At 53.8% G+C, this 23,445-nt stretch carries 22 protein-coding genes; 5 read left to right on the top strand and 17 right to left on the bottom strand.

Annotated elements, in window-relative coordinates; translation table 11 throughout:
- Positions 1–306: 306 nt before the first annotated feature.
- The 7 genes from AC6I8K_RS20585 to AC6I8K_RS20555 all read right to left on the bottom strand — a co-directional run bounded on the left by AC6I8K_RS20585 (position 307) and on the right by AC6I8K_RS20555 (position 7,874).
- A complete protein-coding gene (locus AC6I8K_RS20585) occupies positions 307–1,950 on the bottom strand; it encodes a GMC family oxidoreductase (protein WP_497827463.1) in 1,644 nt (547 codons plus the stop codon).
- Complete coding sequence (locus tag AC6I8K_RS20580) at positions 1,947–2,465, bottom strand: sugar dehydrogenase complex small subunit (RefSeq protein WP_497827462.1); 519 nt, start codon at positions 2,463–2,465, stop codon at positions 1,947–1,949. The genes AC6I8K_RS20585 and AC6I8K_RS20580 overlap by 4 nt, the downstream gene beginning before the upstream one ends.
- Positions 2,455–3,864, bottom strand: a complete 1,410-nt coding sequence (locus AC6I8K_RS20575) for a c-type cytochrome (RefSeq protein WP_497827461.1) — start codon at positions 3,862–3,864, stop codon at positions 2,455–2,457. Before AC6I8K_RS20575 ends, AC6I8K_RS20580 begins: the two co-directional genes overlap by 11 nt.
- Before the next feature lie 115 nt (positions 3,865–3,979).
- A complete protein-coding gene (locus AC6I8K_RS20570; RefSeq protein ID WP_497827460.1) occupies positions 3,980–4,687 on the bottom strand; it encodes a hypothetical protein in 708 nt (235 codons plus the stop codon).
- Between the two features lie 42 nt (positions 4,688–4,729).
- Complete coding sequence (locus AC6I8K_RS20565) at positions 4,730–5,878, bottom strand: lactonase family protein (protein WP_497827459.1); 1,149 nt, start codon at positions 5,876–5,878, stop codon at positions 4,730–4,732.
- Positions 5,879–5,914: 36 nt separating this feature from the next.
- A complete protein-coding gene (gene otnC / locus AC6I8K_RS20560; RefSeq protein WP_064740050.1) occupies positions 5,915–6,553 on the bottom strand; it encodes a 3-oxo-tetronate 4-phosphate decarboxylase in 639 nt (212 codons plus the stop codon).
- A gap of 13 nt (positions 6,554–6,566) precedes the next feature.
- A complete protein-coding gene (locus AC6I8K_RS20555) occupies positions 6,567–7,874 on the bottom strand; it encodes an MFS transporter (protein ID WP_497827458.1) in 1,308 nt (435 codons plus the stop codon).
- Between the two features lie 265 nt (positions 7,875–8,139).
- Between AC6I8K_RS20555 and AC6I8K_RS20550 the strand changes: the two genes are divergently transcribed.
- Entirely contained in the window at positions 8,140–9,174 is a 1,035-nt protein-coding gene (locus tag AC6I8K_RS20550; protein ID WP_483818438.1) for a LacI family DNA-binding transcriptional regulator, read from the top strand.
- Here AC6I8K_RS20550 and AC6I8K_RS20545 read toward each other — a convergent pair.
- Both AC6I8K_RS20545 and AC6I8K_RS20540 read right to left on the bottom strand, forming a co-directional pair.
- On the bottom strand, positions 9,171–9,860 hold the full coding sequence (locus tag AC6I8K_RS20545) for a substrate-binding domain-containing protein (RefSeq protein ID WP_483818439.1): 690 nt from the start codon (positions 9,858–9,860) through the stop codon (positions 9,171–9,173). The genes AC6I8K_RS20550 and AC6I8K_RS20545 overlap by 4 nt on opposite strands.
- A gap of 2 nt (positions 9,861–9,862) precedes the next feature.
- Positions 9,863–11,110, bottom strand: a complete 1,248-nt coding sequence (locus AC6I8K_RS20540; protein WP_497827457.1) for an alpha-hydroxy acid oxidase — start codon at positions 11,108–11,110, stop codon at positions 9,863–9,865.
- A 203-nt stretch (positions 11,111–11,313) separates the two neighbouring features.
- On the opposite strand from AC6I8K_RS20540, the gene AC6I8K_RS20535 reads away from it, so the two are divergent.
- Positions 11,314–11,979: an aspartate/glutamate racemase family protein gene (locus AC6I8K_RS20535; protein ID WP_483818511.1), complete on the top strand. Its 666-nt coding sequence runs from the start codon at positions 11,314–11,316 to the stop codon at positions 11,977–11,979.
- A complete protein-coding gene (otnK, locus tag AC6I8K_RS20530) occupies positions 11,973–13,253 on the top strand; it encodes a 3-oxo-tetronate kinase (RefSeq protein WP_483818441.1) in 1,281 nt (426 codons plus the stop codon). The genes AC6I8K_RS20535 and otnK overlap by 7 nt, the downstream gene beginning before the upstream one ends.
- A gap of 40 nt (positions 13,254–13,293) precedes the next feature.
- Here the strand turns inward: otnK and AC6I8K_RS20525 are convergent, their stop codons facing one another.
- The 8 genes from AC6I8K_RS20525 to arnB form a co-directional block, all read right to left on the bottom strand.
- Positions 13,294–14,514, bottom strand: coding sequence for an aromatic amino acid transporter (locus tag AC6I8K_RS20525; RefSeq protein ID WP_497827456.1), 1,221 nt, complete (start codon positions 14,512–14,514; stop codon positions 13,294–13,296).
- Between the two features lie 216 nt (positions 14,515–14,730).
- Complete coding sequence (arnF, locus tag AC6I8K_RS20520; protein WP_497827455.1) at positions 14,731–15,096, bottom strand: 4-amino-4-deoxy-L-arabinose-phosphoundecaprenol flippase subunit ArnF; 366 nt, start codon at positions 15,094–15,096, stop codon at positions 14,731–14,733.
- Positions 15,093–15,413, bottom strand: coding sequence for a 4-amino-4-deoxy-L-arabinose-phosphoundecaprenol flippase subunit ArnE (arnE, locus tag AC6I8K_RS20515; protein WP_497827454.1), 321 nt, complete (start codon positions 15,411–15,413; stop codon positions 15,093–15,095). The genes arnF and arnE overlap by 4 nt, the downstream gene beginning before the upstream one ends.
- On the bottom strand, positions 15,410–17,071 hold the full coding sequence (arnT, locus tag AC6I8K_RS20510) for a lipid IV(A) 4-amino-4-deoxy-L-arabinosyltransferase (RefSeq protein WP_497827453.1): 1,662 nt from the start codon (positions 17,069–17,071) through the stop codon (positions 15,410–15,412). The genes arnE and arnT overlap by 4 nt, the downstream gene beginning before the upstream one ends.
- Before the next feature lie 20 nt (positions 17,072–17,091).
- Positions 17,092–17,976: a 4-deoxy-4-formamido-L-arabinose-phosphoundecaprenol deformylase gene (gene arnD, locus AC6I8K_RS20505; protein WP_064740062.1), complete on the bottom strand. Its 885-nt coding sequence runs from the start codon at positions 17,974–17,976 to the stop codon at positions 17,092–17,094.
- Positions 17,973–19,952, bottom strand: coding sequence for a bifunctional UDP-4-amino-4-deoxy-L-arabinose formyltransferase/UDP-glucuronic acid oxidase ArnA (gene arnA / locus AC6I8K_RS20500; protein WP_497827452.1), 1,980 nt, complete (start codon positions 19,950–19,952; stop codon positions 17,973–17,975). Before arnA ends, arnD begins: the two co-directional genes overlap by 4 nt.
- On the bottom strand, positions 19,949–20,935 hold the full coding sequence (gene arnC / locus AC6I8K_RS20495; protein ID WP_497827451.1) for an undecaprenyl-phosphate 4-deoxy-4-formamido-L-arabinose transferase: 987 nt from the start codon (positions 20,933–20,935) through the stop codon (positions 19,949–19,951). Before arnC ends, arnA begins: the two co-directional genes overlap by 4 nt.
- Position 20,936: 1 nt before the next feature.
- Positions 20,937–22,073, bottom strand: a complete 1,137-nt coding sequence (arnB, locus tag AC6I8K_RS20490; RefSeq protein ID WP_497827450.1) for a UDP-4-amino-4-deoxy-L-arabinose aminotransferase — start codon at positions 22,071–22,073, stop codon at positions 20,937–20,939.
- 243 nt (positions 22,074–22,316) lie between these two features.
- On the opposite strand from arnB, the gene AC6I8K_RS20485 reads away from it, so the two are divergent.
- Both AC6I8K_RS20485 and AC6I8K_RS20480 read left to right on the top strand, forming a co-directional pair.
- On the top strand, positions 22,317–22,526 hold the full coding sequence (locus AC6I8K_RS20485) for a hypothetical protein (RefSeq protein WP_064740066.1): 210 nt from the start codon (positions 22,317–22,319) through the stop codon (positions 22,524–22,526).
- A 141-nt stretch (positions 22,527–22,667) separates the two neighbouring features.
- On the top strand, positions 22,668–23,435 hold the full coding sequence (locus tag AC6I8K_RS20480) for a prepilin peptidase (RefSeq protein WP_497827449.1): 768 nt from the start codon (positions 22,668–22,670) through the stop codon (positions 23,433–23,435).
- Positions 23,436–23,445 lie beyond the last annotated feature (10 nt).

Raw genomic sequence — 23,445 nt, 5'->3', positions numbered from 1 at the left:
CCAGCCCGCCGCTACGCGGTACCTTCACTCGCTCACGATTACTGACGGACCGGCGGCGATTCGCTCCTGCTCAGCGCCGCCTCTCGCCGCACCCCTGCGGCTCGCCCTGGAATCCTTCACTCGTTCAGCGGGCTGGGATGTCGCCTCAACACCCACGCTGCAGCATCAATGCGTATTTTTTAATCACTATTGCTGTAACGCCTGTAGGGGCGCCATTCATGGCGACCAGGTAACCCCCGCAGAGCCAATGCGCTCCTTAACTGACGAGCATTACGCGATAATCGCGCCGTTTTCAATATTACTTTTTCAACGCGTCTTCATGGTCTGCAACATATGATCGGCCAGACGCAAGCTCAACGCGGCTCCGGTTAACGTCGGGTTCATACAGGACGCCGACGGCATCACGCTGGTACCCGCAATCCACATATTGGGATGATCGTGCGTGCGGCAGTGACGATCCACCACCGAGGTGTGCGGATCATCGCCCATAATGGTCGTTCCCATGATGTGTTGGCGATCCTGGAACTTAGTATCGATCGACAATATCTCCGCATTCAGCAGCTCAGCAAACCTGTGAAAATCTTTGATGCCTGCCTCTTTACCGGCGTGCCAGTAATCCGTCACGCTGTAGTAGATTTCCGGCAACGGAATGCCAATCGCATCCTTTTTGGTCTTACTTGGCGTAACGCGGTTTTCCGCCAGCGGTAAGGTTTCAAAATCAATCGCAAAGTTCAGCGAGCGAGCTGATTGGCGGCGAATCTCAGCATCCAGTTTGGAGCCCAGCACCCCTTTTTCAATCAGTGACGCGGCGTAATCGGCGGTTGGCACCGTGTTACGCACTTTGATCTTGTAGCTGGGGAAATCCTTGCGGAATGCGCCATCACGATTGTTGAGATACACCAGCAATTCGGTCGGTCCCTGACCAGGCCACACATCTTCCGACATCATCACGTTCATACTGATGCCGGTATGGCCCATCAAATTACGTCCAACCTGATCGGAAGAGTTAGCAATACCGTTGGGATATTTCTCCGATGTCGACATCAACAGCAGCTTGGGCGATTCAATGCCGTAGGCCGCCAGCACAAAATAGTTAGCGGTTAAATGGTGCTCGGAACCATCGGGTTTTTTATACCAAATGCCGGTGATTTGACCGTCGTCAGCCGCCTCAATACGATAAACCACCGCGTTATCCAGCAGCTTCGCACCCAGCCGTTCTGCCTCATCAATATGCATCGAGCCATCATATTTGGCGGCGATAGGGCAAACGGGGTTGCAGTTATTATTGCCACCACACATCGGGCGTTTGCCCCATGGCTTAGTAGCCCGGCCGTTCGGTTCCAGCACCGGGTTATAACCGCCTTTACCCAGCATCTCGGTTAGACGATCAAACAAATAGCTGGTTGGCAGCCCCGGCATTGGGAATGGCGTAGAACGTGGCGGCCAGGCTTTGCCGCCCTGACCACTTTCATCTTGCCCATCGACGCCTGAAACGCCCAACTCATGTTCAGCTTTGCCATACCACGACTCCAGCTCGTCGTAGCCAAATGGCCAATCGCGGCCCCGTCCATATAGCGTGTTGAGTTTGAAATCGTTGGGGATCATCCGCCACAACGCGGATCCAAAGTGCCAGGTTGTACCACCGACCACGCGCAGGTATTTAGTGGGATATTTGACCGGCCCCACCTGCTGCAAATAGTCACCGTAGGTGGAGGGAATATGGGGCGGATTGGGATAAGGTGAGCCAACGCCCTGCAATTTGATGTTAGTTAACGACATCTTGAACGGGGAATTACGGAAACGTTCGACGATGTCCTGACGTGATACGCGCGGACCTGCTTCAAGGATAATCACCGATTTACCGGCTTTCGCCATTTGGCAGGCAATTAAACCGCCCATCACGCCTGAGCCAATGATAATCACATCGGCATCGACTTTTTGTGCACTCATGCGCCTTCTCCTGTGGTTGCCACTTTGCCATCTTGCGTCACTGCCCAATAGAACGGCCCGCCGCCATAGGTCGGCACCACCAGAATATCGCGGGTCGGCAGGTACATCATCGCATCGGCATAAGCGATCAACTCCAGATCGCTGCCGTCACCCACAACGCCGGTGTACCACGCCGAAATGATGCGTTTTGCCGTCTGCCAGTCAGCGTTATCCGCACCGAAAGCGGCAAGAAAATCGTCGACATGGGCAAACTTATGCTGCTGCAATAGTGTTTGCAGGCTAGTGAGCTTTTGCGCGAATTGCGCATCATGGCGAATCAACGCCTCGAAATAGCGCTGGCCCAGAATTGGGCCAACCGGACGACTGACGAGGAACTGTGAAACGCTCAGAAAACCCTTGTCAGCCATCTGTTCTGCGGCATAAGCCCGCGCAGGGAAAATCGAATTACACAGTGCGCCGAGTGACAGAACACCCATTCCTTGCAGCAAACGGCGTCGGGAAAGATTATGCGCCATGGTTTTTCCCCCTGCGCGAAATTGAAATCAGCAGTACCAGTAAAATAATGACGATGACTGCGCCACCGCCCCAGACAGCAGGCTGCGCCAGACGCGCGATCAACGGACGTTCGCCGCCCTCACGCACGGTTTTCACCTGTTCAGCCGTCACATCCAGCTGAGCATTACCAAAATTTTTCAGTACATAGTTACTGACGTCGGCAATTTGCTGATCGGTCAGTCGATCGGTAAATAACCCATCCGGTCCGAAACCGGGCATGACGACGTCTTTGCCATCAACCTGGCGATGTACGCCATAGACAATGGTCGCGATGAGGTTATCGGCTTGAGGCGCACCGGTGGCGGTGTTGTGGAACAACGACGGATAGAATTGATTGCCGGCACCATCCGCCTGATGGCAGTTAGCGCAAGAGCTGGCGTAAACCTGCCAGCCCGCATCAGGATTTTTCATCGCTCGCAGTGCCGCTTCATCTGTTGCGGGCTTGCCGAGACGATCGCGTGGTGCATGCGTGGCCTGACCCACGGCGGGAATTTGCCGCAGATACGCGACTATCGCCTGAATATCCTCATCGGACAGATGCTGTAAGCTGTGCTCGACGGCTTCTGCCATCGGGCCGGCGGCCTGCGCTTTGTCTGCCACATGGCCGGTTTTGAGGTATTGCGCGATCTGTGCATCGCTCCAGTTACCGATGCCGGCCTGCTGATGCGGTGTGATATTCGGCGCGTACCAACTGCCCAGGCTACCACCGCTAAGCGCCAGATCGTTGTTTTGTCCCATCAGCGCATTGCGCGGCGTATGGCAGGTATCACAGTGCGCCAGCGCATTGACCAGGTAATCACCGCGATTCACAACATCCGATTTATCTTTGGCTGGAATAAACGGTTTATTATCAGCAAAGAGCATATTCCAGAAGAACATGCTTGAACGAATATTAAATGGGAACGGTAAATCCGTTTGTTGCGGGACATTATCGTCTGCTTTTACACCGTACATAAAATAGGCATACAACGCGTGAATATCTTGGTCAGATATCTTTGCATATGAGGTGTAAGGCATAGCAGGATAAAGATGTTTCCCCTGCTTATTTATTCCCTGTCGAACCGCCTTTGCAAAATCTTGTTCGGTATAATCACCGATTCCAGCCGTTTTTGATGGCGTAATGTTACTGGCAACAATATTTCCTAATGGCGAGGAAATAATATAGCCACCTGACATTTCCTTCCCCTGGTTCGGTGCGGTATGGCAGGCTCCGCAGTCCGCAGCAATAGCCAGATACTTGCCTTTCGCAATAAGAGCCGCAGACTCAGCCGCATCTTCAGCATGAACTGAAAATGTTGCAGACATCAGAATGCTCAACGCGAAAGGCAGACAACACTGTCTCACCTTTCTTGCTTTCATTGTAATTGCTTCCGGTAAATAATTATTAGTATGGTAAAAACAATAATGCACTTCTGTGGCAACCCACAGAAGTGCACATTATCAGACAACCTCAGTTCACAAAATACAAACAGTGCTATAACAATTCATAGTCATTAAAGACGATATTGTCGCCACTCGCTGCGGTAATATCCACTTTACCAGGCTCCGTTAAAAAGGCATCGCCGGGGTGTACCCAAACTTCTTTCACGCGGTTAGCGTGAGCCTGATCGGCAATCAGTACGCGCCCTTCGGTGAAGAACACCCGCACGCCAGGACCGTGTTGCGTGTATTCGCCTGTACTGGCGCCAGGCTTGAGCGTGACCTTCCAGCCGCGAACGGTTTTCTTATCCAATACAGACTGAAAAGCATCGTTAGCAGGCCGAGTAGCGTTACCAAAATGTTGCGGGCCGGGAATGTTAATTTCGAACGCGACCTGATGATTAACATTGTTTCCGGTATTAGTGACTTTGTCAGTATCAGACTTCCCTTGATGCTCGCCAAATTTAACGTTGCCGCTTTTCATTTCGGTATTGTTAACCGGCTTATCGGGATATTCTATTTTTACCGGACTGCCTTCAATGTGCGTATTCACATAATCCAGATGCTGCTCATGAAACAGCGTGGATTGGCCGGGTTGAATTAATACGCGCATCACGGTGACGTATTTATTTTCCAGAATGACGTGGTGCAGTGGCTCCAGATCGGTGGCAACACCTTTTTCAGCCGCTTGTGTCGGTAATCCTGCGCTTAACAGCGTTGAGCACAATAATGTGCTTAATAATGTCTTGCGAATAGTCGACATGAAGACTCCTTTTCTTACTAATGAATTAAGTAGAGCAGAAATTTACTCAACGATGGTGATCCAATTTGCCCCTTTGCCAGTGGGTACGCGCTCAATTAATGTTAGCTTGCCAGTTTTTTGATCAATGGAATACAGCGAAAGCTGTGTCGATTTTTGTCCTGATTCGATTAAATAGCGCCCGGAGTTATCAATTGCAAATCCACGCGGCTGAGCTTCTGTTTGCGTGCTATTAATTAGCGTCAGTCGCCCATCACGCGGTGAAACGTGAAATGCAGTGATAGTGCTGCTGGTGCGTTCAGTGGAATAAAGGAAACGGCCATTGGGCGTGATATGAATATCGGCTTGCCATAAACGCGGTTTGGCTGATTTTGGCAAATCATCGTCGCCGGTCAGTGGGCGCGCTTCTCCACGCTGCATGTTTGCCGCGATGGACGGATCGAGTGAAGCTGTCGCTTCATGCTCCGTCAGGGTGCCCTCTTTATTGAGGGTCAGACGGGAAATGTTGCCCGCCATTTCGGTGAGCAAATAGAGATTCTGCTCGCCCTTCTCATCTCGCTGCGGCGCGAAAGTGAAATGACGCGGTCCGGTTGCCGCTTCACGCTGAATATTCACAAACGCAGGGGTATTAGCCGTGACGGTTCCGGTATGACTGTCGAAACGGTATTGCAGCAGTTGATCGGCGCCCAGCAGCGGCACAAAGAGAAACTGGTTGCTGGGATCGGTCTGGATCGCATGAGCACGCTTACCGGTATGCACCACCTGAACCGGCGCACTCTCGACGTGGCCATCATTGGCAATGCGATTGATGCTAAACAGATCGCCACCGTAAGAAGATGAAAGCAGGAATTTTCCGCTCTTATCCAGCGCGATATACGCCATCGCTTCGGGTAGCGGTGTATCCGCAAAATGACGCAGCGAACCGTCAGCTTGAATATGCCAGGCTGAAACATGATAGGGCTGACTGCGAACAGAGACATAAAGTGTCTTCTTATCCTGCGATACCGCCATCGGCATGCTTTTCAGACCACTGGGATATTCACCAATCGGTTTGAGCTGGCGCTGCGCTTTCTGCAACGCATACGCCGTCACCGTGCCGCTGTCACCGTTTGATACGTAGACAAACGCTGTCTCCTGCGCCAATACCGTGGATGCAAACAGCATCATGCCGGCGGCCATTACGGTCTTTTTCATCTGTAGGTCTCGTTTTTATCGGGAACAGAGAGTGTGTTACCAGCGCGTGTTGAAGTGTTCGCACAGCTCCAATACGGCCTCTTCTGGCAGCGCAGCGGGCTTATCCACGCAGTTCAGCCAAAGGCGGGCCGTTTCCTCCAGCTCTTCAAGGGCGAAGCTCACCGCTGAAACGGATGTGCCCCACATCACCGGCCCTAACCTTTCCAGCATTACGCCACGTACGTCATTCGCCAACTCCGCCACCTGTGCGGCAACATCGGCATGACCTGGGCGGCGATAGTCGATTAACGGAATCCGCCCCACTTTCATGACTTGATACGGCGTCAACGGTGGCAAAATGCTGTCGCGCTGCCACACGCCTGCTAACGTCAGTTGCACCAGATGCGTGGAATGGGTATGGACCACACCGTGCGCATCCGGATTGCGATCGTAGATCTGACGATGAAGCAGCAACGTCTTTGATGGCTTGTCGCCTGAAACCCATTCGCCATCACGATTGACCTTGGCAATTCGGCCTGGCTCCAGATGCCCCAGACAGGCATCGGTTGGCGTAATCAGCCAGCCATCTTCCAGGCGAGCACTGATGTTTCCCGCCGTGCCGGTGGTATAGCCGCGATTAAACAAATCGGCTCCTACCTGACAAATCTCTTCGCGTAAGGACTGTTCATTTTGCATGCGATTTCTCTCCTTATTGATTGGCGGTAGCAATGACGTTGGCATCACGCTTAGGGCTGATCGGTAATGGCTCCAGCTTGCCGAGCACAAACATAAAGGTCAGCGCACCCAGCACACAGATACCGCCCGCCACCAGCAGCGGCACCATAAATGAACCGTGGCTCAGGCTCAGCATTAACCCCGTGAAGGAGGCCGTCACAATCCCGGCCAGATTGCCGGCAAAGTTCTGAATGCCGCCCAGCGTGGCCACATAATTACTGGCGGGTGCAACGTCGGCGGGCAGCGTCCAGATGTTGGCGGCGGTGAAGGCTAAACCGGCGTAGGTGATGGAGAACAGCGTCAGGATCACCGTTATGCTGTCGGTGAATGCCGCGAAAGCAATCACGCTAGAGAGCAGCATGCCACTGATAAGACAGGTTTTACGCGCTGCAGTAAGGCTAAATCCTTTACGGTAAAGGGTATCCGACACAATCCCCCCGAGCAGACTTCCCGGAATGCCCATCAGTGCAGGGATGGCGCCAAGCGTGCCCAACTCTTTTAATGAGAAGCCATGCGCTACCGTCAGATAGGTGGGGAACCAGGTGACAAAGAAGTAGGTGGCGAAGTTCATGCAGAAGAAACCAATCATCATTCCCCATACATTGCGATGGCGGAACAGTGACCACAATTCGACTTTTGCGTCGGCTTGTGTGGTCGGTAAAGCACGATCTTCCAGTAGATTTTGGCGCTCGGTTTCATCCAGGCCTTTCATCTCTTCAGGTTCGCGATAGAAGACTAACCAGATCACCACCCAAATCAGTCCCAATGCGCCGGTGACGACAAAGGAGGTTTCCCAATCCCACACGCTAATCAGCCAGGCAACCAACGGCAGCGCCAGCGCACTCCCGGCACGCGGACCCGCATCAAAAATGCCGCTCGCCGTCGCGCGCTGTTTTTTCGGGAACCAGCTGTACACAACTTTCACACACCCCGGATTGCCCCCTGCCTCACCCAGCCCTAATGCTAAGCGCGCCGCAAAAAGCGAAGTGAATCCTTTACCAAACGAGGTAAACACCGTAAATAACGACCACCAGCCAACGGCGATGGCCAGACCGGCACGTGCACCGAGGCGGTCAAGTAACCTTCCGGCGGGAATCTGCATCAGCGCATAGGTCCAGAAGAAGGCACCCAGAATCAGCCCCATGCTGGTGTCATCAAGGCCTAAATCTGCTTTGATGTGCGGGGCGGCAATCGCGAGGTTGATACGATCGATGTAGTTGATGGCGATGGCGAAAAAGCAGAACACGATCATCAGCCAGCGAATTCGTGGATATCTGCGCATGGTGAATTCCTTTATGATTTATAGAGAGTTAACACAGGTTGTGCGGCCTTACGGCGGCCAGCAGCCAGCGTTGTGGTTAAATTTGGGTACGCCGATTGATGAACATGTTAAAAAAACGTGAGCAGGCACACCCAACCTGATAACATGATGTCAAAAGTAAGCGATTACAAAATACAGTCAAGCCAAAAGTAAGCGCTTTCAAAATTGATGGTGAGTTGTCTGCTATTTTTGTGGGCAAGCTCACTCTTTCTGCAGGAGTGACTTGATGAGTGAGAAGCAAAATGGAACTGGCCGCGTATCACTGGATGATGTAGCGCGTCTCGCTGGAGTATCAACGGCGACGGTTTCACGCGTCTTGAACGGCAGTTCCACCGTGAAAGCATCACGCCGTGAAGCGGTGGAAAAAGCCTGTGAGGAGTTAGGATATGTGATTAACCGCGCTGCCCGCACCCTCGCCTCACGCCGCAGTATGACGATTGGTGCCGTAGTGCCAACGCTGGCGACGGAAACTTTCTCGCGTCCGCTGGCCGCTTTTCAGCAATTGATTCACGAAGCCGGTTATACATTGCTGTTGGCCAACTCTAACTTCGATCCTGAAACGGAGTTGAAAGAAGTTAATAAGCTGATTGAGTACGGTATTGACGGGTTGATGCTGGTGGGCAATACCCACCACCCAAAGCTTTGGGAGCGCATCGTGCAGCAGGAGATCGCCTGCGTGCAGACCTTTTCGCAAGATAGCGAAAGACCTTGTGTCGGCTATGACAGCGAGGGAGCCGCAGAAACCCTGGCGCACCATTTGCTGGCGTTGGGGCATCAGCGTTTTGCCGTGATTGTGGGTACGCCGCCGTCGAACGATCGTATTTCAGAACGTCTAAACGGTACGCGCCGCGCCCTCCAGCAGTATGGATTGACGCTGCCGGATACGCATTTAATTGATAACGCCTTTACCATGAATGATGCCCGCCGCGCGGTGTTTAGCTTACTTGATGCACCAAAGCCGCCCACCGCGATAATCTGCGGTAATGATTTGCTGGCGTTTGGTGCCATGCGCGCAGCGAGCGAGCGTTACATGCGTATTCCCAATGATATTTCCATCGTTGGCTTTAATGACTATGAATACGCCGAACATTTGGAGCATCCACTGACCACCATGCGCATCGATTTAGCCTCGATTGGTGAACATGCAGCGCACTATTTACTGAATACGCTGAATAACCTACCAGCCCAGACGCATACGCAGATAAGCACGGAGTTGATTGTCCGGGGCAGCAGCGGCTCGGTGCCCCGTCAGGAGCGCTAATCGCGTCTTTCCATACCGAAACGGTTGAAAACGTCCATCACATCAGGGGTTTTCAGCCACGTCAGGAAAGCCTGCGCCTGTTCCGGCTGCTGGGCGCTGTTCAACACTGCGGCAGAGAGCGAAATCGCCTGCTGCGTGCCTGCTGGCAGCGGCCCAACGACATCAATACCCTCAACCATCAGCAGCTCGCTGATCTGTTGTATGGCCAGGTCAGCGTTGCCCTTCACCAATTGCTCGGCGGTAAAACCTGCAGGAATCACCGTGCCGCGCGCGCGCAATTCGGCATCAATATTGAGTTGCTTCAACAAGTGCGAGAACCAGACCCCGCTGGCTCCGGCCTCTGACCATGCAACAGAACGCGCACTAAGCAGAGCCTGAATCAATTTATCGCGATTGCTGATATCCGGCTGAGCCGCCCCCGCCAGCACCGCAATACCGATGGGAGAATCGACCAGTTCGATGCGGGTATGCTGTTCCGCCAATCCTGATTTCGTCAGTCGGTCCAAGGTGTCAACGGTGGCGATCACCACATCGGCAACTTCACCGGCATTGAGTTCCTTTTCAATGAGCGTGCTGGGATGCCAGCGCATCGCCAGCGGCGCATCCGGATGCTGAGCCTGCCACTGTGCAGCCAAAGTGTGAAAAGGCGCGCTCAGTGCGAGCGCGCTGTAAATCGATAACGCCATGATTATTCCTCGCGGCCAAATAAGGGGGCGCGACGCAGCAGCGCAGCATTAAGTTGATCGGGACGCGTTACGCCAATCAGCGCTAAATCGCGGTCAATTTCATCACGCAGAATATGCATGGCATGTTCAACGCCCGCCTGAGCGCCAATCACCGCACCATACAGGAAGGGGCGGCCAAGAAATACGAAGTCGGCGCCGAGCGCCATCGCTTTCATCACATCAGTGCCACGACGGATGCCGCTATCAATGATGACTTTCATAGTGCCCTTCGCCGCCGCTATTTCAGCGAGCGTATGCAGCGGCGGCACGGTGTAATCCAGCTGACGGCCGCCATGGTTGGAGAGAATCACCGCATCTGCACCGAGGTCACGCGCGATGAACGCGTCATCGGGTGACATCAGACCTTTTATCACCAGATTACCTTTCCACTTTTTGCGAATGGCTTCCACGTGCTTCCAGCTCAGTTTGTCGCGTGCATTGGTGTTACGCACTTTACTCGACATCATCGGCGGACCACGTTCAGCATCGGTATTTTCAAAGTGCGGCGCACCGTGACGCAAGAAGGTTTGTGCCACCGTGCCCAGCAGCCAGCGCGGACTCATGGCGCTCTGCCACATCACTTTCGGCGTGAGTTTTATCGGCATACTGAAGCCGCTGCGGGTGTTGTGCTCCCGGTTGCCCAGCATTGGCGTATCGCCGGTGACCACCAGTGTCTTATAGCCAGCATGTTCTACTCGCTCGATTAAACGGTCGATACGCGGCTGATCGCCGGCCAAATAGGCCTGAAACCAGGCGTCCGGGTTGGCAGCAATCACCTCTTCCAGTGGAATCAGCGACGAGGCGCTGAGGATCATGGGGACATTCATCGCTCTGGCGGCTTTCGCCAACATAAGATCTGCGCGGTAGCTGACAAATGACGCGCCCCCCAGCGGGGCAACGCCGAACGGATGGGCCCAATCATGGCCTAATAAATTTACTCGCTGATCGCGGCCTGAAACATCGCGGAACATACGCGGTACAAACACATATTGCTGATACGCCTCATGCGCCGCGGCAAGTCCTCTACCGGTTTCCACGCCCCCTTTCACATACTGATAAATCATATTTGGCAAGCGCTTACGCGCATGGCGTTCAAAATCATCCAATGCCAGCAGGTCACGGAAATGGCGTGGCACCGTATTGACAGGACGCACCTGCGCTTCGGGTGTCACGTTAACGTTAATAGCGGTGGTTTCTCCACGAATGGTCATAAGCGTTCTCAGAGTTAGCAAAAGTAAGCGATTTCAAAATGGGCATTCTGGGGAATGCATTCAATTACATCCTGACAGATACACATTTTTTTTGTGTGACGAGCATCACCTTATGAAGACAAATGTAAGCCCTTACATTTTCATTTTGCCTCAGGTATGGTGTGCTGTAATTCACTTGTGTATCGCTGGTGTCGGAGAAAATGATGAGCCAACGCATAGTTTTACTGCATGCCACGCCAGTGGCGATGTCTCCTATTCAGGAAGCCTTTAATGAACTTTGGCCAGAGGCTGAAGTGGTGAATTTGCTGGATGATGGTTTGACTCTGGATCGCGCAAAAGAACAACAGCTTTCGCGCCCGTTGATTGATCGCTTTGTTGCTTTTGGCCGCTACGGTTACGCGATGAATGCGCAAGGTATTCTGGTGACCTGCTCAGCCTTTGGCCCAGCGATTGATGAGCTCTCTGCGGCTTTACCGGTGCCGGTGCTGAAACCGAACGAAGCGATGTTCGAGGCGGCACTGCAACAAGGCGAACGTATCGGGATGCTGGCCACCTTTGGTCCATCATTGGTGACGATGTGCGATGAGTTTTCTCACTATGCCAAACAAATTGGCTCACACGCGACGCTGGAAACCGTGCTGGTGCCAGATGCTATCGATCTTCTGCGCAAAGGCGATGTCGCCAATCACAATCGTCTGGTGGCAGAGTTTGCACCTCAGTTGAGCCACTGTGATGTCATTATGCTGGCGCACTTCTCCACCTCGCGCGCTGCTGACGCCGTTCGAGAGCAGGTGTCGATTCCGGTGTTAACGGCACCGCATGCGGCAGTGAAAAAAATGCAGTTAGCGATGGGAGGTTCATCATGCTGATTGGCGTCATCGCAGATGATTTTACCGGTGCCAGTGATATCGCCGTCACGCTGTCGAAAGGCTTGATGGGCGAAGGCGGTTTGCGCACTACGCAGTATCTTGGCGTACCGCACCAGCCTGCCGACGAAGCAGTCGAAGCGGGTGTTATTGCCTTGAAATCACGCTCTCTCCCCGCGGAGGATGCCGTTCAACAATCGCTGGCGGCCTGTGAATGGCTATTGCAGCAGGGCTGTACGCAAATCGTGTTTAAATATTGCTCAACATTCGACTCGACCGATGCTGGCAACATTGGTCCGGTACTTGATGCGTTGGCTCAGCGATTAGCCGCGTGCAATGTGATTGTCTGCCCGGCTTTTCCCGCGATGGGCCGTACGGTTTATCAAGGCAATTTATTTGTTCACGACCGACCACTGAATGAATCCGGAATGGAACATCATCCTTTAACGCCAATGAAGGATGCGGATATCCGTCGTTTGCTGGCGCGTCAGGCGAAAACACGCGTCAGCCACATTCGCTGGCAGCAAGTGGTGCAAGGCAGTGCATCACTGCGCGAGATTCTGCAAACCCGCGCAGAAGAGGAACCGCAATTGGTGGTAGTGGATGCGCTCAGTGAACACGATTTAACGCTCATCGGCATCGCCGCTGCGGGTGAGAAGCTGATCAGTGGTGGTTCGGGCATCGCGCTGGCTTTGCCGCACAACTTTATCAGCGCCGGAAAAGCGCTAGGCAATAACAGTGAGTTTCCTGCCATCAAAGGCTCCAGCGCCATTCTGGTTGGTAGCTGTTCAGGTGCGACGCGTGGGCAAATTGAGGAGCATCAAAAACAGCATGCGGTGCTAGCAATTGAGATTGAGGATGTGATGGCGGAACGTATTAATGCTGATGATCTCGTGGACTTCATCCTCACGCATCAGGACCGTTGCCCGCTCATCTATTCTTCTGGCGACCCGGCAACGGTGAAGCAAGCACAGCAGCAATTCGGCCAACACCACATCTCGCAGCGCCTTGATAAGCTATTTGGTGATACGGCACGTAAGTTGGTGATGGAGGTCGGCATCCAGCGTTTGGTGGTTGGCGGCGGAGAAACCTCGGGTGCGGTGGTCAGCGCGCTGAATTTGGGTTCATTACAGGTTGGACCCGAAATCGATCCTGGCGTGCCTGCTCTGTTTGCGCAACGCGATCGGCCGCTGGCGCTGGCCCTCAAATCGGGTAATTTTGGTCGGCGCGACTTCTTCTCGCATGCACTTAACGTGTTAGCCGGTTCAACGCATTAAATTGAAGACAACGTCGTGCAGACGTTGTCTTCTCCTCTCTTTACTGTCCGCCGAATTCCGGCAACACTCCAAACCCGCTCAGCAGCCAGGCAAGCATATTCATCGCGCCAAACACAAACAGCAAAACCACTGCAAGCGAACAGCGTTGCTGAGATTTCCACGCCAGCATTGCGGGGATAATCACCGCCCATAAGGTGGCAAACAGTCCGGCAAAGCCAATCGCGGCGACAAAGCCATTCGGCCACCCAATAGAGGCGAGTAGCGGGGGTACGAAGGTCAGGCACGCTGTTTTCAAACGTGCGCCCGGCGAATTGCCTAATCCCAGACGGTCGGCGATGAAATCAAACAGGCCGGCGGTAACGCCCAGGAATGAAGCGATCACCGCGAAATGCGAGAAGATCGACATCATCAGTGCGAGCGCATTGACGTGCAGATGCGCTCGCAGCGCAGCCATCAGGGCCGCGATATCACCGCCCTGCTTCACAATGTCGGGAAACGCGTCTCGCGGTAAATTGCCCATCGTGCTGGTCAGCCAAAACAGGTACAGCGCCAGTGACAATAAAGTTCCTAACACCAAAGCCCGCGTGATGTTCTTTTGGTTACCGCCGTAATAACTCACCAGGCCGGTGATATTGCCGTGATAACCAAACGAAGCGAGACAAAATGGCAGCACGCCGAGGGCATAAGGCCAGTAATGTTCTCCTGCTGAAGGTCCGCTCAGTAACGAACCCATGTTCACCTGTGTCAGTAAGCCGCCAAACAGCGCAATCAACAGCAGAATTTTTGCGAGCACGCAGAAGGTCATCAACCGACTGACGCCGGTGGTACCAAGCCATACCACCGCCGCCACACACAGTGTCAGCAACACTTTCGCTTCAGCGGTGGAGATCGGCAAACCCACCTGATTGAGTGAATGCTGATAAACCGGCCCGCTGGCCGAGATATAGGCGTAGGTAAGAATCCCAAGTACAAATAAAATACTGAGACCGTTGAGCGCCGCCCAGCCGCGGCCCAGCAAATCTTTGGTTAACGTATCGTAGCCTGCGCCAGGCGGATATTGCAGGCTAACGCGCATGAACAACAATCCAGACAGCAGCATCCCGCCCCAACTGATCAGCAGTAACACCATCGCCCAACCGAACCATGCGCCTGCCATCACCACCGGCAGCGTAAACATCCCTGCACCTACCACGGTGCCGCAAATAATCATCGCGCCCCACCAAACGGAAGGCTGGCGGCGGGACAATGTCATCTCCGTCATCACTTATTCCCAACAAAACAACCTAAAGGCGGCGATGATACACGGGATAACGCTGAGAAGTGAGTGTGATGCGAGATAAAACGCGCCCCGATAACCTCCGGCGCGCGTTGCAAATGGGAAGTCACGTAGTCATCATCCAACGATGCGCACTCACTGTAGCGGCGCAATTTATTGCGCGATAAATCGTGCCCTACAGTGGATGCCTAAATAGCGCCATCATCTGCGGCGCGGCAGCGAAACCAGCAACAAGCCCAATACAATCAGCACCACGCCGGCAAAGCTGCTCCAGCGGAAGGTTTCACCCAGCATCGGCAAGGAAATCGCTGCCAGCCATACCATTACATAACTCAAACTAAGCAGCGGATAGAGCCGGTTAAGCGGTACATGGCGCAGCGCCAGCATCCAGCACACCATAGAAAGCGCGTAAGCGCCGAGGCCGAGCGCTAACAGCAGCAGCGCTTTCCAATGTTGCATACTCAGCAATTCGCGCCACGGCGGAAAATCCAGCATCGCCGATCGCAGCACTAACTGCGCCAGCGATACCAGCAACACGCTGCTTAGCGCCAGCAACACGCCCTTCATAGATGACTTCCCATCAGCGCCACGCCAGCAACAATTGCCAATGTGCCAATCCACTGCTGCACACTGTAGGTTTCGCGCCAGATCATCCGCGCCGCGATTGCCACCAATACAAAGTTAAGACTCAGCATCGGATACGCTACGCTCACCGGCACCACACGCAATATCGCCAGCCACAACAACATGCCGATACCCAGCAGCAAGATGCTGAGCGCTAGCCAATAAATACCTTTTTTGATGCCGAGATGCGCCGCCTGCTTTTGGCACAGCTGTGCAGCGCAACTCAGCATGCTCACCAGTAAAATCAGTAGCAGATTCATGGTTTGGCATCGTAGCCGTAGTAAACCAGGCGGCCCTGACGATAGACATCATCCGGTTTCGGTAAATTTTTATCCGGCGAGCTGTCGCTGGCGTTCATCATCAACACCAACGAAACCTTCCCCTGACGACGATGGATCCGCAGCCAGTCGGCAAAGTTATCTGCATCAATGTAATGCGACTGCACATCCGGATAGCTCAGACCATATTGCAACTCGCCTTTGGCATCATAAAAGTTGATATCGCTGCGCTGCAGCTCCCAAGCCACCGCGGATGCCACGCCCGGATTGTTGGCCAGCAGATAACGACTATCCGCCAGCTGATCGTGTACGGCACTGACAAAACTCTGCGGCTGTTTGGCATCACGCACCTTCTGCGGAATAGCAAAACCGACCAGCAGCGCCAACATCATTGGACAGAGCGCAGCTAACTGCCAGCGATCGTTTTCCGGCTTACGGCTTAGCCAACCCATCACGCCCCAGCCGATAAAGGCGAGCGCCGCACACAGCACGCCAATGAATTCATCACTGCCGTAAAGTGGCCGATGCGAGACGCCCCACGGTGCCAGCGCCACCAATAACACTAGCGTGGTGATGGCGCCGAACAACAGGTTGATCCAGCCATTTACCCTCAGCGCGTTCATCACCTGCACCGAGCCGCGGTGCGCGTAATGCGCCATCAACAGCGCCAGCGGCGCAAAGCACGGCAGAATGTAAGTCGGCAATTTCCCTTTTGCGATGCTGAAAAAGAGCAGCGGCAGCACAACCCAGCTGAGCAAATAGATCGGCCCAGCCTGCTGACTGCGCTGACGCCACGCCGTTATCAACGAACCCGGCAGCAGCGCGAGCCACGGCAGACAGCCCGCCAACAGCACCGGAATGTAGTACCAGAATGGCGCTTTGTGTTGCGCATCGGCGTCAGCGAAGCGCTGAATATGTTCCACCCAGAAGAAATAGTGCCAGAAATCCCCTTCCTGCTGATTAATCGCCAGCGCCCACGGCATGCTAAGCAGCGCAGCAACTGCAATCGTCAGCGGTCCCCAACGCAGTAATTCAGCGAAACGGCGCTGCCAGATGGCCCACGGCAGAATTGCCAGCACCGGCACCGCCAGCGCGAGAAATCCTTTGGTCATAAAACCCATCGCGCAGGCTGCACCGAGCAGCAGATAACCGCACAAGCGTTGCTGGCTGCGCTTCGCCTGCGCCGCCAGCCAGTAACTGCACATCGCGGCGACCAGCCACAACATCAGGATTGGATCAAGCACGGCGTAAGTGCCCACGCCATACACCAGCAGTGAGGTCAGAAAAATTATGCTGGCAGTAAGGGCGATTTTACGGCTGGTGAACATTTGCTTGCCAAGCCAATAGATCAGCACCGCACTCAGCGTGGTACTGAAAATCGACCCGGCCCGCACGCCAAAATTACTGTGACCAAACAGCCATTGCCCAATGTTATTCACCCAGTAGCCCGCAATGGGTTTTTCGAAATAGCGTAAATCAAAGAAATGCGGGACCACCCAATTGCCGCTGAACAGCATTTCGCGACTGATTTCTGCATAGCGGGTTTCATCCGGTTGCCACAAGGCGCGGAATTCAATCGGGATCAGGTAATACAGCGCAAAGAGTGTCATCAACAGTGCAGTTTTAGTGCCTGTACGCATCCGTGTTTCCTATAAGAAAATTAACGCTGGCAGCCTAGCCAGCCTTCACGTCCGGCAATGTGTCCGCGCACAATATTGCCCTGTGGCAACGTACTAAGATCGTCGGGCAACAAGGCACTGAGCGGGCAAAACTGGATACCCTGCTGCTGCGCACGTCTTAGCAGATCGGCGAACGCCTCTAGCCCGACGATCCCTTCCACTTCGGCATGAATGGTATAGACCGGTGAGCCCGTTGCGGCCTGCATCTGATCGAGGATGAAGTCGTTATAGTCTTCAGCTTTAACCGATTGTCCAACCACTTCATCCCACGTCGGCAATGTCACCGGAATTTGTACCGTGCCGGTCGTGCCATCGCTGAGGATGGGTAAAAATGGCCCGCTACCGCGGCAGTCGCTGTTGTAGCGGAAACCAAACGGCTGCTTCGCCGCCACTACGCGACCATCTGCGCGCCAGCCAGCCACTGCCGAACACGTGACATTGTCACCAATAAGCGCTTCTAAAGCCTGTTTACCGCGCGCAATGTGCTCCACTAACTTCTCTTTCGGCCAAACTCCCGCCCAGGTTTGCCAGGCAAAGTGATCCCATGCATGCAAACCGACTTCATGATGATCGGCGGTGGCGCTGATGATCTCCTCCAGACCACGACCAATTTCGCGTCCTGGCCACGCGGTGCCTGCCAGCAAAATATCCCAGCCGTAGAGCGATGCTGCGCGTGAACGCAGCATCTTCCACAGAAAGCGCGGCTTCATCAGACGCCATAAATGGCGCCCCATGTTGTCTGGTCCGACGCTGAAGAAAAAACTGGCCTGCAGTTGATGCAGACTGAATTGCTCCAGTAACGCCGGCACCCCGAGTTGGGTGCCGCGCCAGGTATCCACATCGACGCGCAAACCGACTTTCTTCATGGCTTATCCTGGAGCTCAACGGTGCGCAGGAAGAAGTCCAGCGTGTTATCGATGGTGATATCCATCTCCACTGTCGGTGTCCAGTCCAGCAGGCGACGGGCATTTTTTATCGATGGCTTACGGTGTTCCACGTCCTGATACCCTTTGCCGTAGTAGCTGCTGCTTTCCACTTCGCGGAAACCGGCAAACGGCGGGAAGTGGCTGCGCAGCGGATGACGTTCAAAACTCGCCAGCAAACGCTCGGCCAACTCTTTGATACTGGCTTCGTTATCCGGATTACCGATGTTAACAATCTGCCCGTCGCAGTTGTTCTGCTTGTTCTCGATGATGCGGAACAGCGCTTCGATTCCGTCACGGATGTCGGTGAAGCAACGCTTCTGCGCGCCACCATCAATCAGCTTGATCGGCGAACCTTCCACCAAATTGAGGATCAACTGCGTAATGGCACGAGAGCTGCCGATACGCGCGGCATTGAGGTTATCGAGGCGCGGGCCCATCCAGTTAAATGGACGGAATAGCGTAAAGCGCAGCCCTTCTTTCTCACCGTAAGCCCAAATTACGCGGTCCAACAGCTGCTTAGACACCGAATAGATCCAGCGCTGTTTATTGATCGGCCCCACCACCAGATTGGAGTGATCCTCATCGAAATGCTGATCGGTACACATGCCATACACTTCGGAGGTTGAGGGGAAAATGATGCGTTTTTTATACTTCACGCAGTCACGAATGATTTTGAGGTTCTCTTCAAAATCGAGTTCGAACACGCGCAGTGGATTGCGGGTGTACTCAATTGGCGTGGCGATGGCCACCAACGGCAGCACCACATCGCACTTCTTAATATGATATTCAATCCATTCTGAGTGAATGCTGATGTCGCCTTCGACAAAATGGAAGCGCGGTTGTTCGAGGAAGCGACTGATGGCATCGGAACCAATGTCCAGACCATACACTTCAAAGTTATCGTCCTGCAGCAGACGTTCGGTTAAGTGGTTACCGATAAATCCGTTAACGCCGAGGATCAGTACGCGCGTACGACGTTTCACTGCCGCCACCGGCTGAGAATAGAGCAAGGCGCCCTTCACCATGCCGAGGTTTTGCGCCAGCTGACTGCCGTTCATAAATACGCCGTTATCGCTTTGGCCCGTCACCACTTCCAATGCGCCTTCACCGCAGGCGATAAGGAATGGCTCCACGGAGAGCACGGTACCCGGTTTGGCTTGATGTTCTGTGTGGTGCACGCGACCTTTCCACACCACGAATTTTACTGTTCCGGCAAAAGCAAATGCGCCTGGCCACGGATAGGTGACGGCACGAACCAGATTGTTGACCGTCTGCGCCGGGGCTTCCCATTTGATGCGACCATCTTCTGGCGTACGACGCCCCACTATCGTGGCTTCGCTTTCATTCTGAGGCGTGGTGACGATATCACCACGCTTAACGGCAGGTAATGCCCCTTCCAGCACATGCGTTGCACAGGCGACCAGCTTGCGATGCAACGTGAGCGCATTATCCTGCTCCTCAATCGCCACGCGCTCCTGCGCCACAATGTCACCCGCGTCAGCACGTTTCACCATGCGATGCAGCGTTACGCCTGTCTCGGTTTCACCCTTGACCAGCACCCAGTTCAACGGTGCACGACCACGGTATTTTGGCAGCAGCGAACCGTGCAGGTTAAAGGCACCGAGACGCGCACTGCTGAGAATGCTGTCGTTTAATAAAGCGCGGTAATAGAAGGAGAAAATATAATCGGGCGCCATCGTTTTAATGCGATCGACCCACAACGGATGATTGACATCTTCAGGCGCATACACCGGAATGCTCTGTTCAGCTGCCAGACGCGCCACCGACTCAAAAAAATGACTTTCTGTTCCTGTGTCAGAGTGGGTAAAAATAGCGCTGATTTCATAGCCAGCGTTCAGAAGGGCAGAAATACCCGCGCAGCCCATTTCGGCATAGGCGAAGACGACAGTTTTCATTGCTCAATTTCCTGTACAGATGAAGCGTTTTGCTTTGGGTGAATCACACGTTGAATGAAGTAGCGCGGACGGGCGCGTACGTCGTTGTAAATTCGGCCGATATATTCGCCAAGTAAGCCCATGCCGATAAATTGCGCACCGACAAAGATAAACAGGACCGCGAACAGCATAAATACGCCGTCTCCTGCCCAACCGGCACCAAGGAACAGGCGCAGCACAATCAGAATTAATGAGAAAGCAAAGCCCGCCAGCGCAATCAGGCTGCCGACGATACTCAGCAAACGCAGCGGCGTGGTGGTCAGGCAGGTCACCAGGTCATACATCAAATTGATCAGCCGCATAAAACTGTATTTGGAATCGCCAAACTCGCGCTCGGCATGTGCCACCGGCAGCTCAATGGTGCGGCGCGCAAAGGTATTGGCGAGGATAGGAATAAAGGTGCTGCGCTCGTGGCAGTTCAGCATCGCATCGACGATATGGCGACGATAGGCGCGCAACATGCAGCCGTAATCGCCCATCGCTTTGCCGGTGACGCGCTGAATCAACTGGTTGATGGTGCGCGAGGCGCGGCGGCGGAACCAGCTGTCCTGGCGGTTCTGACGCACGGTGCCCACCACGTCATAGCCCTGCTGCGCGGCTTTGACCAGATTGGGTATCTCTTCTGGTGGGTTTTGCAGATCGGCATCCAGAGTAATGATCAGGTCGCCGCTCACGTGGCTAAAGCCCGCCATGATCGCCGAATGCTGACCGTAATTGCGGTTTAGCAACACGCCAACCACATGGCTGCCAGGCCTATCCGCAGCATCCGCAATCATTTCGCCCGAGCGATCGCTACTGCCGTCATCGACCAGCAGAATCTCGTACTCCAGTTCCAATCCCGCGCAGGCTGCGTGGGTGCGACGCACCAACTCCGGCAGGCTCTCCTGTTCGTTGTATACCGGGATCACCACGGAAATTTTACGAATGGTTTTTTCTTCCAGCATGTCAAACTCCAGCGATCTGACGTAATGCGCTGATCACGCGGTTTACGTCTTCGTCGCGCATATCGGGGAACAAAGGGATGGAGCAGATGCGATCGCTATTCCATTCGGTATGCGGCAGAGAAAGCTGCGGATAGCGTTCACGATAATATTTGTGAGTGTGCGCGGCGCGGAAATGCAAGCCGGTGCCGATATCCTGAGCTTTGAGGCTTTCCATCAGTGCATCACGACTGATGCCGCATTGCGCTTCATCGACGCGAATAATGAACAGATGCCATGCGTGTTGGTGTGACCAGATTGGCTGCGCCAGCGGTAAAAACGGCGTATCCGCCAGTGCGGTGAGATAGCGCTGCGCAATCGCAGCACGGCGTTCATTGATTGCGGGCAGTTTTTTCAACTGCACCAAGGCTATGGCGGCGCTGATATCCGGCAAATTGTATTTGAAGCCCGGCATGATCACTTCGGCCTGCGGCTTGCGCCCGTGCGTATGACGATCGTAAGCATCCACGCCCAGACCGTGGAATTTCAGGCTGCGCAGGCGATCGGCAAGTGCCGCATCATCAGTGACAATCAAGCCACCTTCGGCACAGGTCATGTTTTTGATGGCGTGGAAGGAGAAGATGGCGGTGCCCTGATGTCCGACGTGCTGGCCTTTGTAATAGCAACCTGCCGCATGCGCGGCATCTTCAATCACCGGAATGCCGTGACGCGCGCCAATCGTGCGAATCGCATCCAGATCGGCCGGCGCACCGGCGTAATGCACCGGAATGATGGCGCGAGTACGCGGTGTTATAGCCGCTTCAATCTGAGCGGGCGTTACCATTAAGCTGTCACGATCGATATCAATCATCACCGGCGTGGCACCGAGTAGCGTGATGATGTTAAGGGTGGAAACCCAGGTTAATGAAGGCGTAATCACTTCGTCACCGGGCTGAATCCCCAGCGCCAGCAGTGTGACGTGCATTCCTGCCGTGGCGGAACTCACGGCAATAGCATGCTGATTACCGGTAAGCTGGCAGAAAGCCTGTTCCAATTCGGCGTTCTTAGGCCCAGTGGTTATCCAACCCGATTCAAATACCGATTTAACTGCTGCTAACTCTTCCTCGCCTAACGAGGGGCGTGAGAATGGTAGAAAATTCATAACATTACCTTGGAATTAAGCACTATTTAACTGCCATTTATTCCAAAATACGCGGATAAACTTAACGCAACATTAAATGAGATAGGTACTCAGTGGCCTTTTTCTGACACGTTGAGGATTGGTAGAGGAAGTGACAACTTTATTGGTTTTAAACCACTAAACGGCACTCTTCTTAAGGTTAAATTAAGGTTTTGACCCTATACTAAGTCAGGTTATGTCTTATAACGTCTGGAGGATAATGCGATGAGTACGGCTACTGACAGACTGTCTCAGGCTGCACTGCGCCGCCATCATATCGGCGTGAAAACAAAGGGATTACGTTATCGCGGTGATCTCTACGTATTTCGCTATAACGCGGGTCACTACGATGTGTTTCTCAATAACGATCGTGTGATGTCCCTCGCGACCAGTAATGTGCAGGAAGCCATTCAACTGTTTAAACAGCAGGCTTAATGGCCTGACGCTCGCCACTTCTGGAGCCCGCTCGGCATTCCCGATGTAAACCCTTGTAACCCCCTTTTTCCCCTCGCACCGATCCTCGCTTTGGCGTAACGTCGCGGCCATGACAAGCCTGGATGGCGCGAGGTCGCGGCAATGGAATATGTGTGTGGGTTAATCGGCGGTTTAGTGGGATTGGCCGTTGGCAGCTTTCTCAACGTTGTGATCTCTCGCTTACCGCAGCAAATTCTGCATCCGGGTACTGCGCTTAATCTCTGTTATCCGCCCTCTTACTGCCCACAATGTTCAACCCCGCTCCGCTGGCGTGACAACGTGCCGGTCTTCAGTTGGTTACTGTTAGGCGGTAAATGCCGTTATTGTCGCGGCAAAATAAGTGTGCGTTATCCACAGGTGGAGATAATAACGGCACTTTTAACGCTGCTGCTGCTATGGCTCATGCCCGTTAATATGCACTTGCTGAGCGCACTTCTAATGTTCTGGGCGCTAACAGCGTTAGCCTTTATTGATTTCAACCATTTGCTATTACCCGACGTGATCACGCTGCCATTGCTATGGGCTGGATTACTGTTCAAAACGCTGGGTTGGCTCCCGGGTTCGTTACATGAATCGGTGCTAGGTGCTATTGCGGGATATAGCCTGTTGTGGGCACTGGCGGTTTTATATCAATGGATTAGAGGGATTAATGCCCTTGGCATGGGTGATGCAAAACTGATGGCGGCAATCGGGGCCTGGCTGGGATGGCCACTTTTACCTTGGGTGCTTTTATTGGCTTCCGGCGGCGCTATTTTAGGGGTTTTGATTACCCGAATTGGCTGCCAGCGGGACGTTAATCACACCATTGCGTTTGGTCCCTGGATCGCCTTAGCGGCGATAAGTCTCTTTATTCATTCGATTATTTTTTAACCACCCCTGA

This window comes from Pantoea sp. X-Soil-ISGK-421, assembly GCF_059730785.1.
Note: the sequence above shows the minus strand (reverse complement) of the source record. Positions and strands in the feature narration are given on the sequence as shown.

Coding starts and splice junctions, on each gene's coding strand:
- AC6I8K_RS20585 (WP_497827463.1), bottom strand. CDS start 1,950: ATGAGTGCACAAAAAGTCGATGCCGATGTGATTATCATTGGCTCAGGC.
- AC6I8K_RS20580 (WP_497827462.1), bottom strand. CDS start 2,465: ATGGCGCATAATCTTTCCCGACGCCGTTTGCTGCAAGGAATGGGTGTT.
- AC6I8K_RS20575 (WP_497827461.1), bottom strand. CDS start 3,864: ATGAAAGCAAGAAAGGTGAGACAGTGTTGTCTGCCTTTCGCGTTGAGC.
- AC6I8K_RS20570 (WP_497827460.1), bottom strand. CDS start 4,687: ATGTCGACTATTCGCAAGACATTATTAAGCACATTATTGTGCTCAACG.
- AC6I8K_RS20565 (WP_497827459.1), bottom strand. CDS start 5,878: ATGAAAAAGACCGTAATGGCCGCCGGCATGATGCTGTTTGCATCCACG.
- otnC (WP_064740050.1), bottom strand. CDS start 6,553: ATGCAAAATGAACAGTCCTTACGCGAAGAGATTTGTCAGGTAGGAGCC.
- AC6I8K_RS20555 (WP_497827458.1), bottom strand. CDS start 7,874: ATGCGCAGATATCCACGAATTCGCTGGCTGATGATCGTGTTCTGCTTT.
- AC6I8K_RS20550 (WP_483818438.1), top strand. CDS start 8,140: ATGAGTGAGAAGCAAAATGGAACTGGCCGCGTATCACTGGATGATGTA.
- AC6I8K_RS20545 (WP_483818439.1), bottom strand. CDS start 9,860: ATGGCGTTATCGATTTACAGCGCGCTCGCACTGAGCGCGCCTTTTCAC.
- AC6I8K_RS20540 (WP_497827457.1), bottom strand. CDS start 11,110: ATGACCATTCGTGGAGAAACCACCGCTATTAACGTTAACGTGACACCC.
- AC6I8K_RS20535 (WP_483818511.1), top strand. CDS start 11,314: ATGAGCCAACGCATAGTTTTACTGCATGCCACGCCAGTGGCGATGTCT.
- otnK (WP_483818441.1), top strand. CDS start 11,973: ATGCTGATTGGCGTCATCGCAGATGATTTTACCGGTGCCAGTGATATC.
- AC6I8K_RS20525 (WP_497827456.1), bottom strand. CDS start 14,514: ATGACGGAGATGACATTGTCCCGCCGCCAGCCTTCCGTTTGGTGGGGC.
- arnF (WP_497827455.1), bottom strand. CDS start 15,096: ATGAAGGGCGTGTTGCTGGCGCTAAGCAGCGTGTTGCTGGTATCGCTG.
- arnE (WP_497827454.1), bottom strand. CDS start 15,413: ATGAATCTGCTACTGATTTTACTGGTGAGCATGCTGAGTTGCGCTGCA.
- arnT (WP_497827453.1), bottom strand. CDS start 17,071: ATGCGTACAGGCACTAAAACTGCACTGTTGATGACACTCTTTGCGCTG.
- arnD (WP_064740062.1), bottom strand. CDS start 17,976: ATGAAGAAAGTCGGTTTGCGCGTCGATGTGGATACCTGGCGCGGCACC.
- arnA (WP_497827452.1), bottom strand. CDS start 19,952: ATGAAAACTGTCGTCTTCGCCTATGCCGAAATGGGCTGCGCGGGTATT.
- arnC (WP_497827451.1), bottom strand. CDS start 20,935: ATGCTGGAAGAAAAAACCATTCGTAAAATTTCCGTGGTGATCCCGGTA.
- arnB (WP_497827450.1), bottom strand. CDS start 22,073: ATGAATTTTCTACCATTCTCACGCCCCTCGTTAGGCGAGGAAGAGTTA.
- AC6I8K_RS20485 (WP_064740066.1), top strand. CDS start 22,317: ATGAGTACGGCTACTGACAGACTGTCTCAGGCTGCACTGCGCCGCCAT.
- AC6I8K_RS20480 (WP_497827449.1), top strand. CDS start 22,668: ATGGAATATGTGTGTGGGTTAATCGGCGGTTTAGTGGGATTGGCCGTT.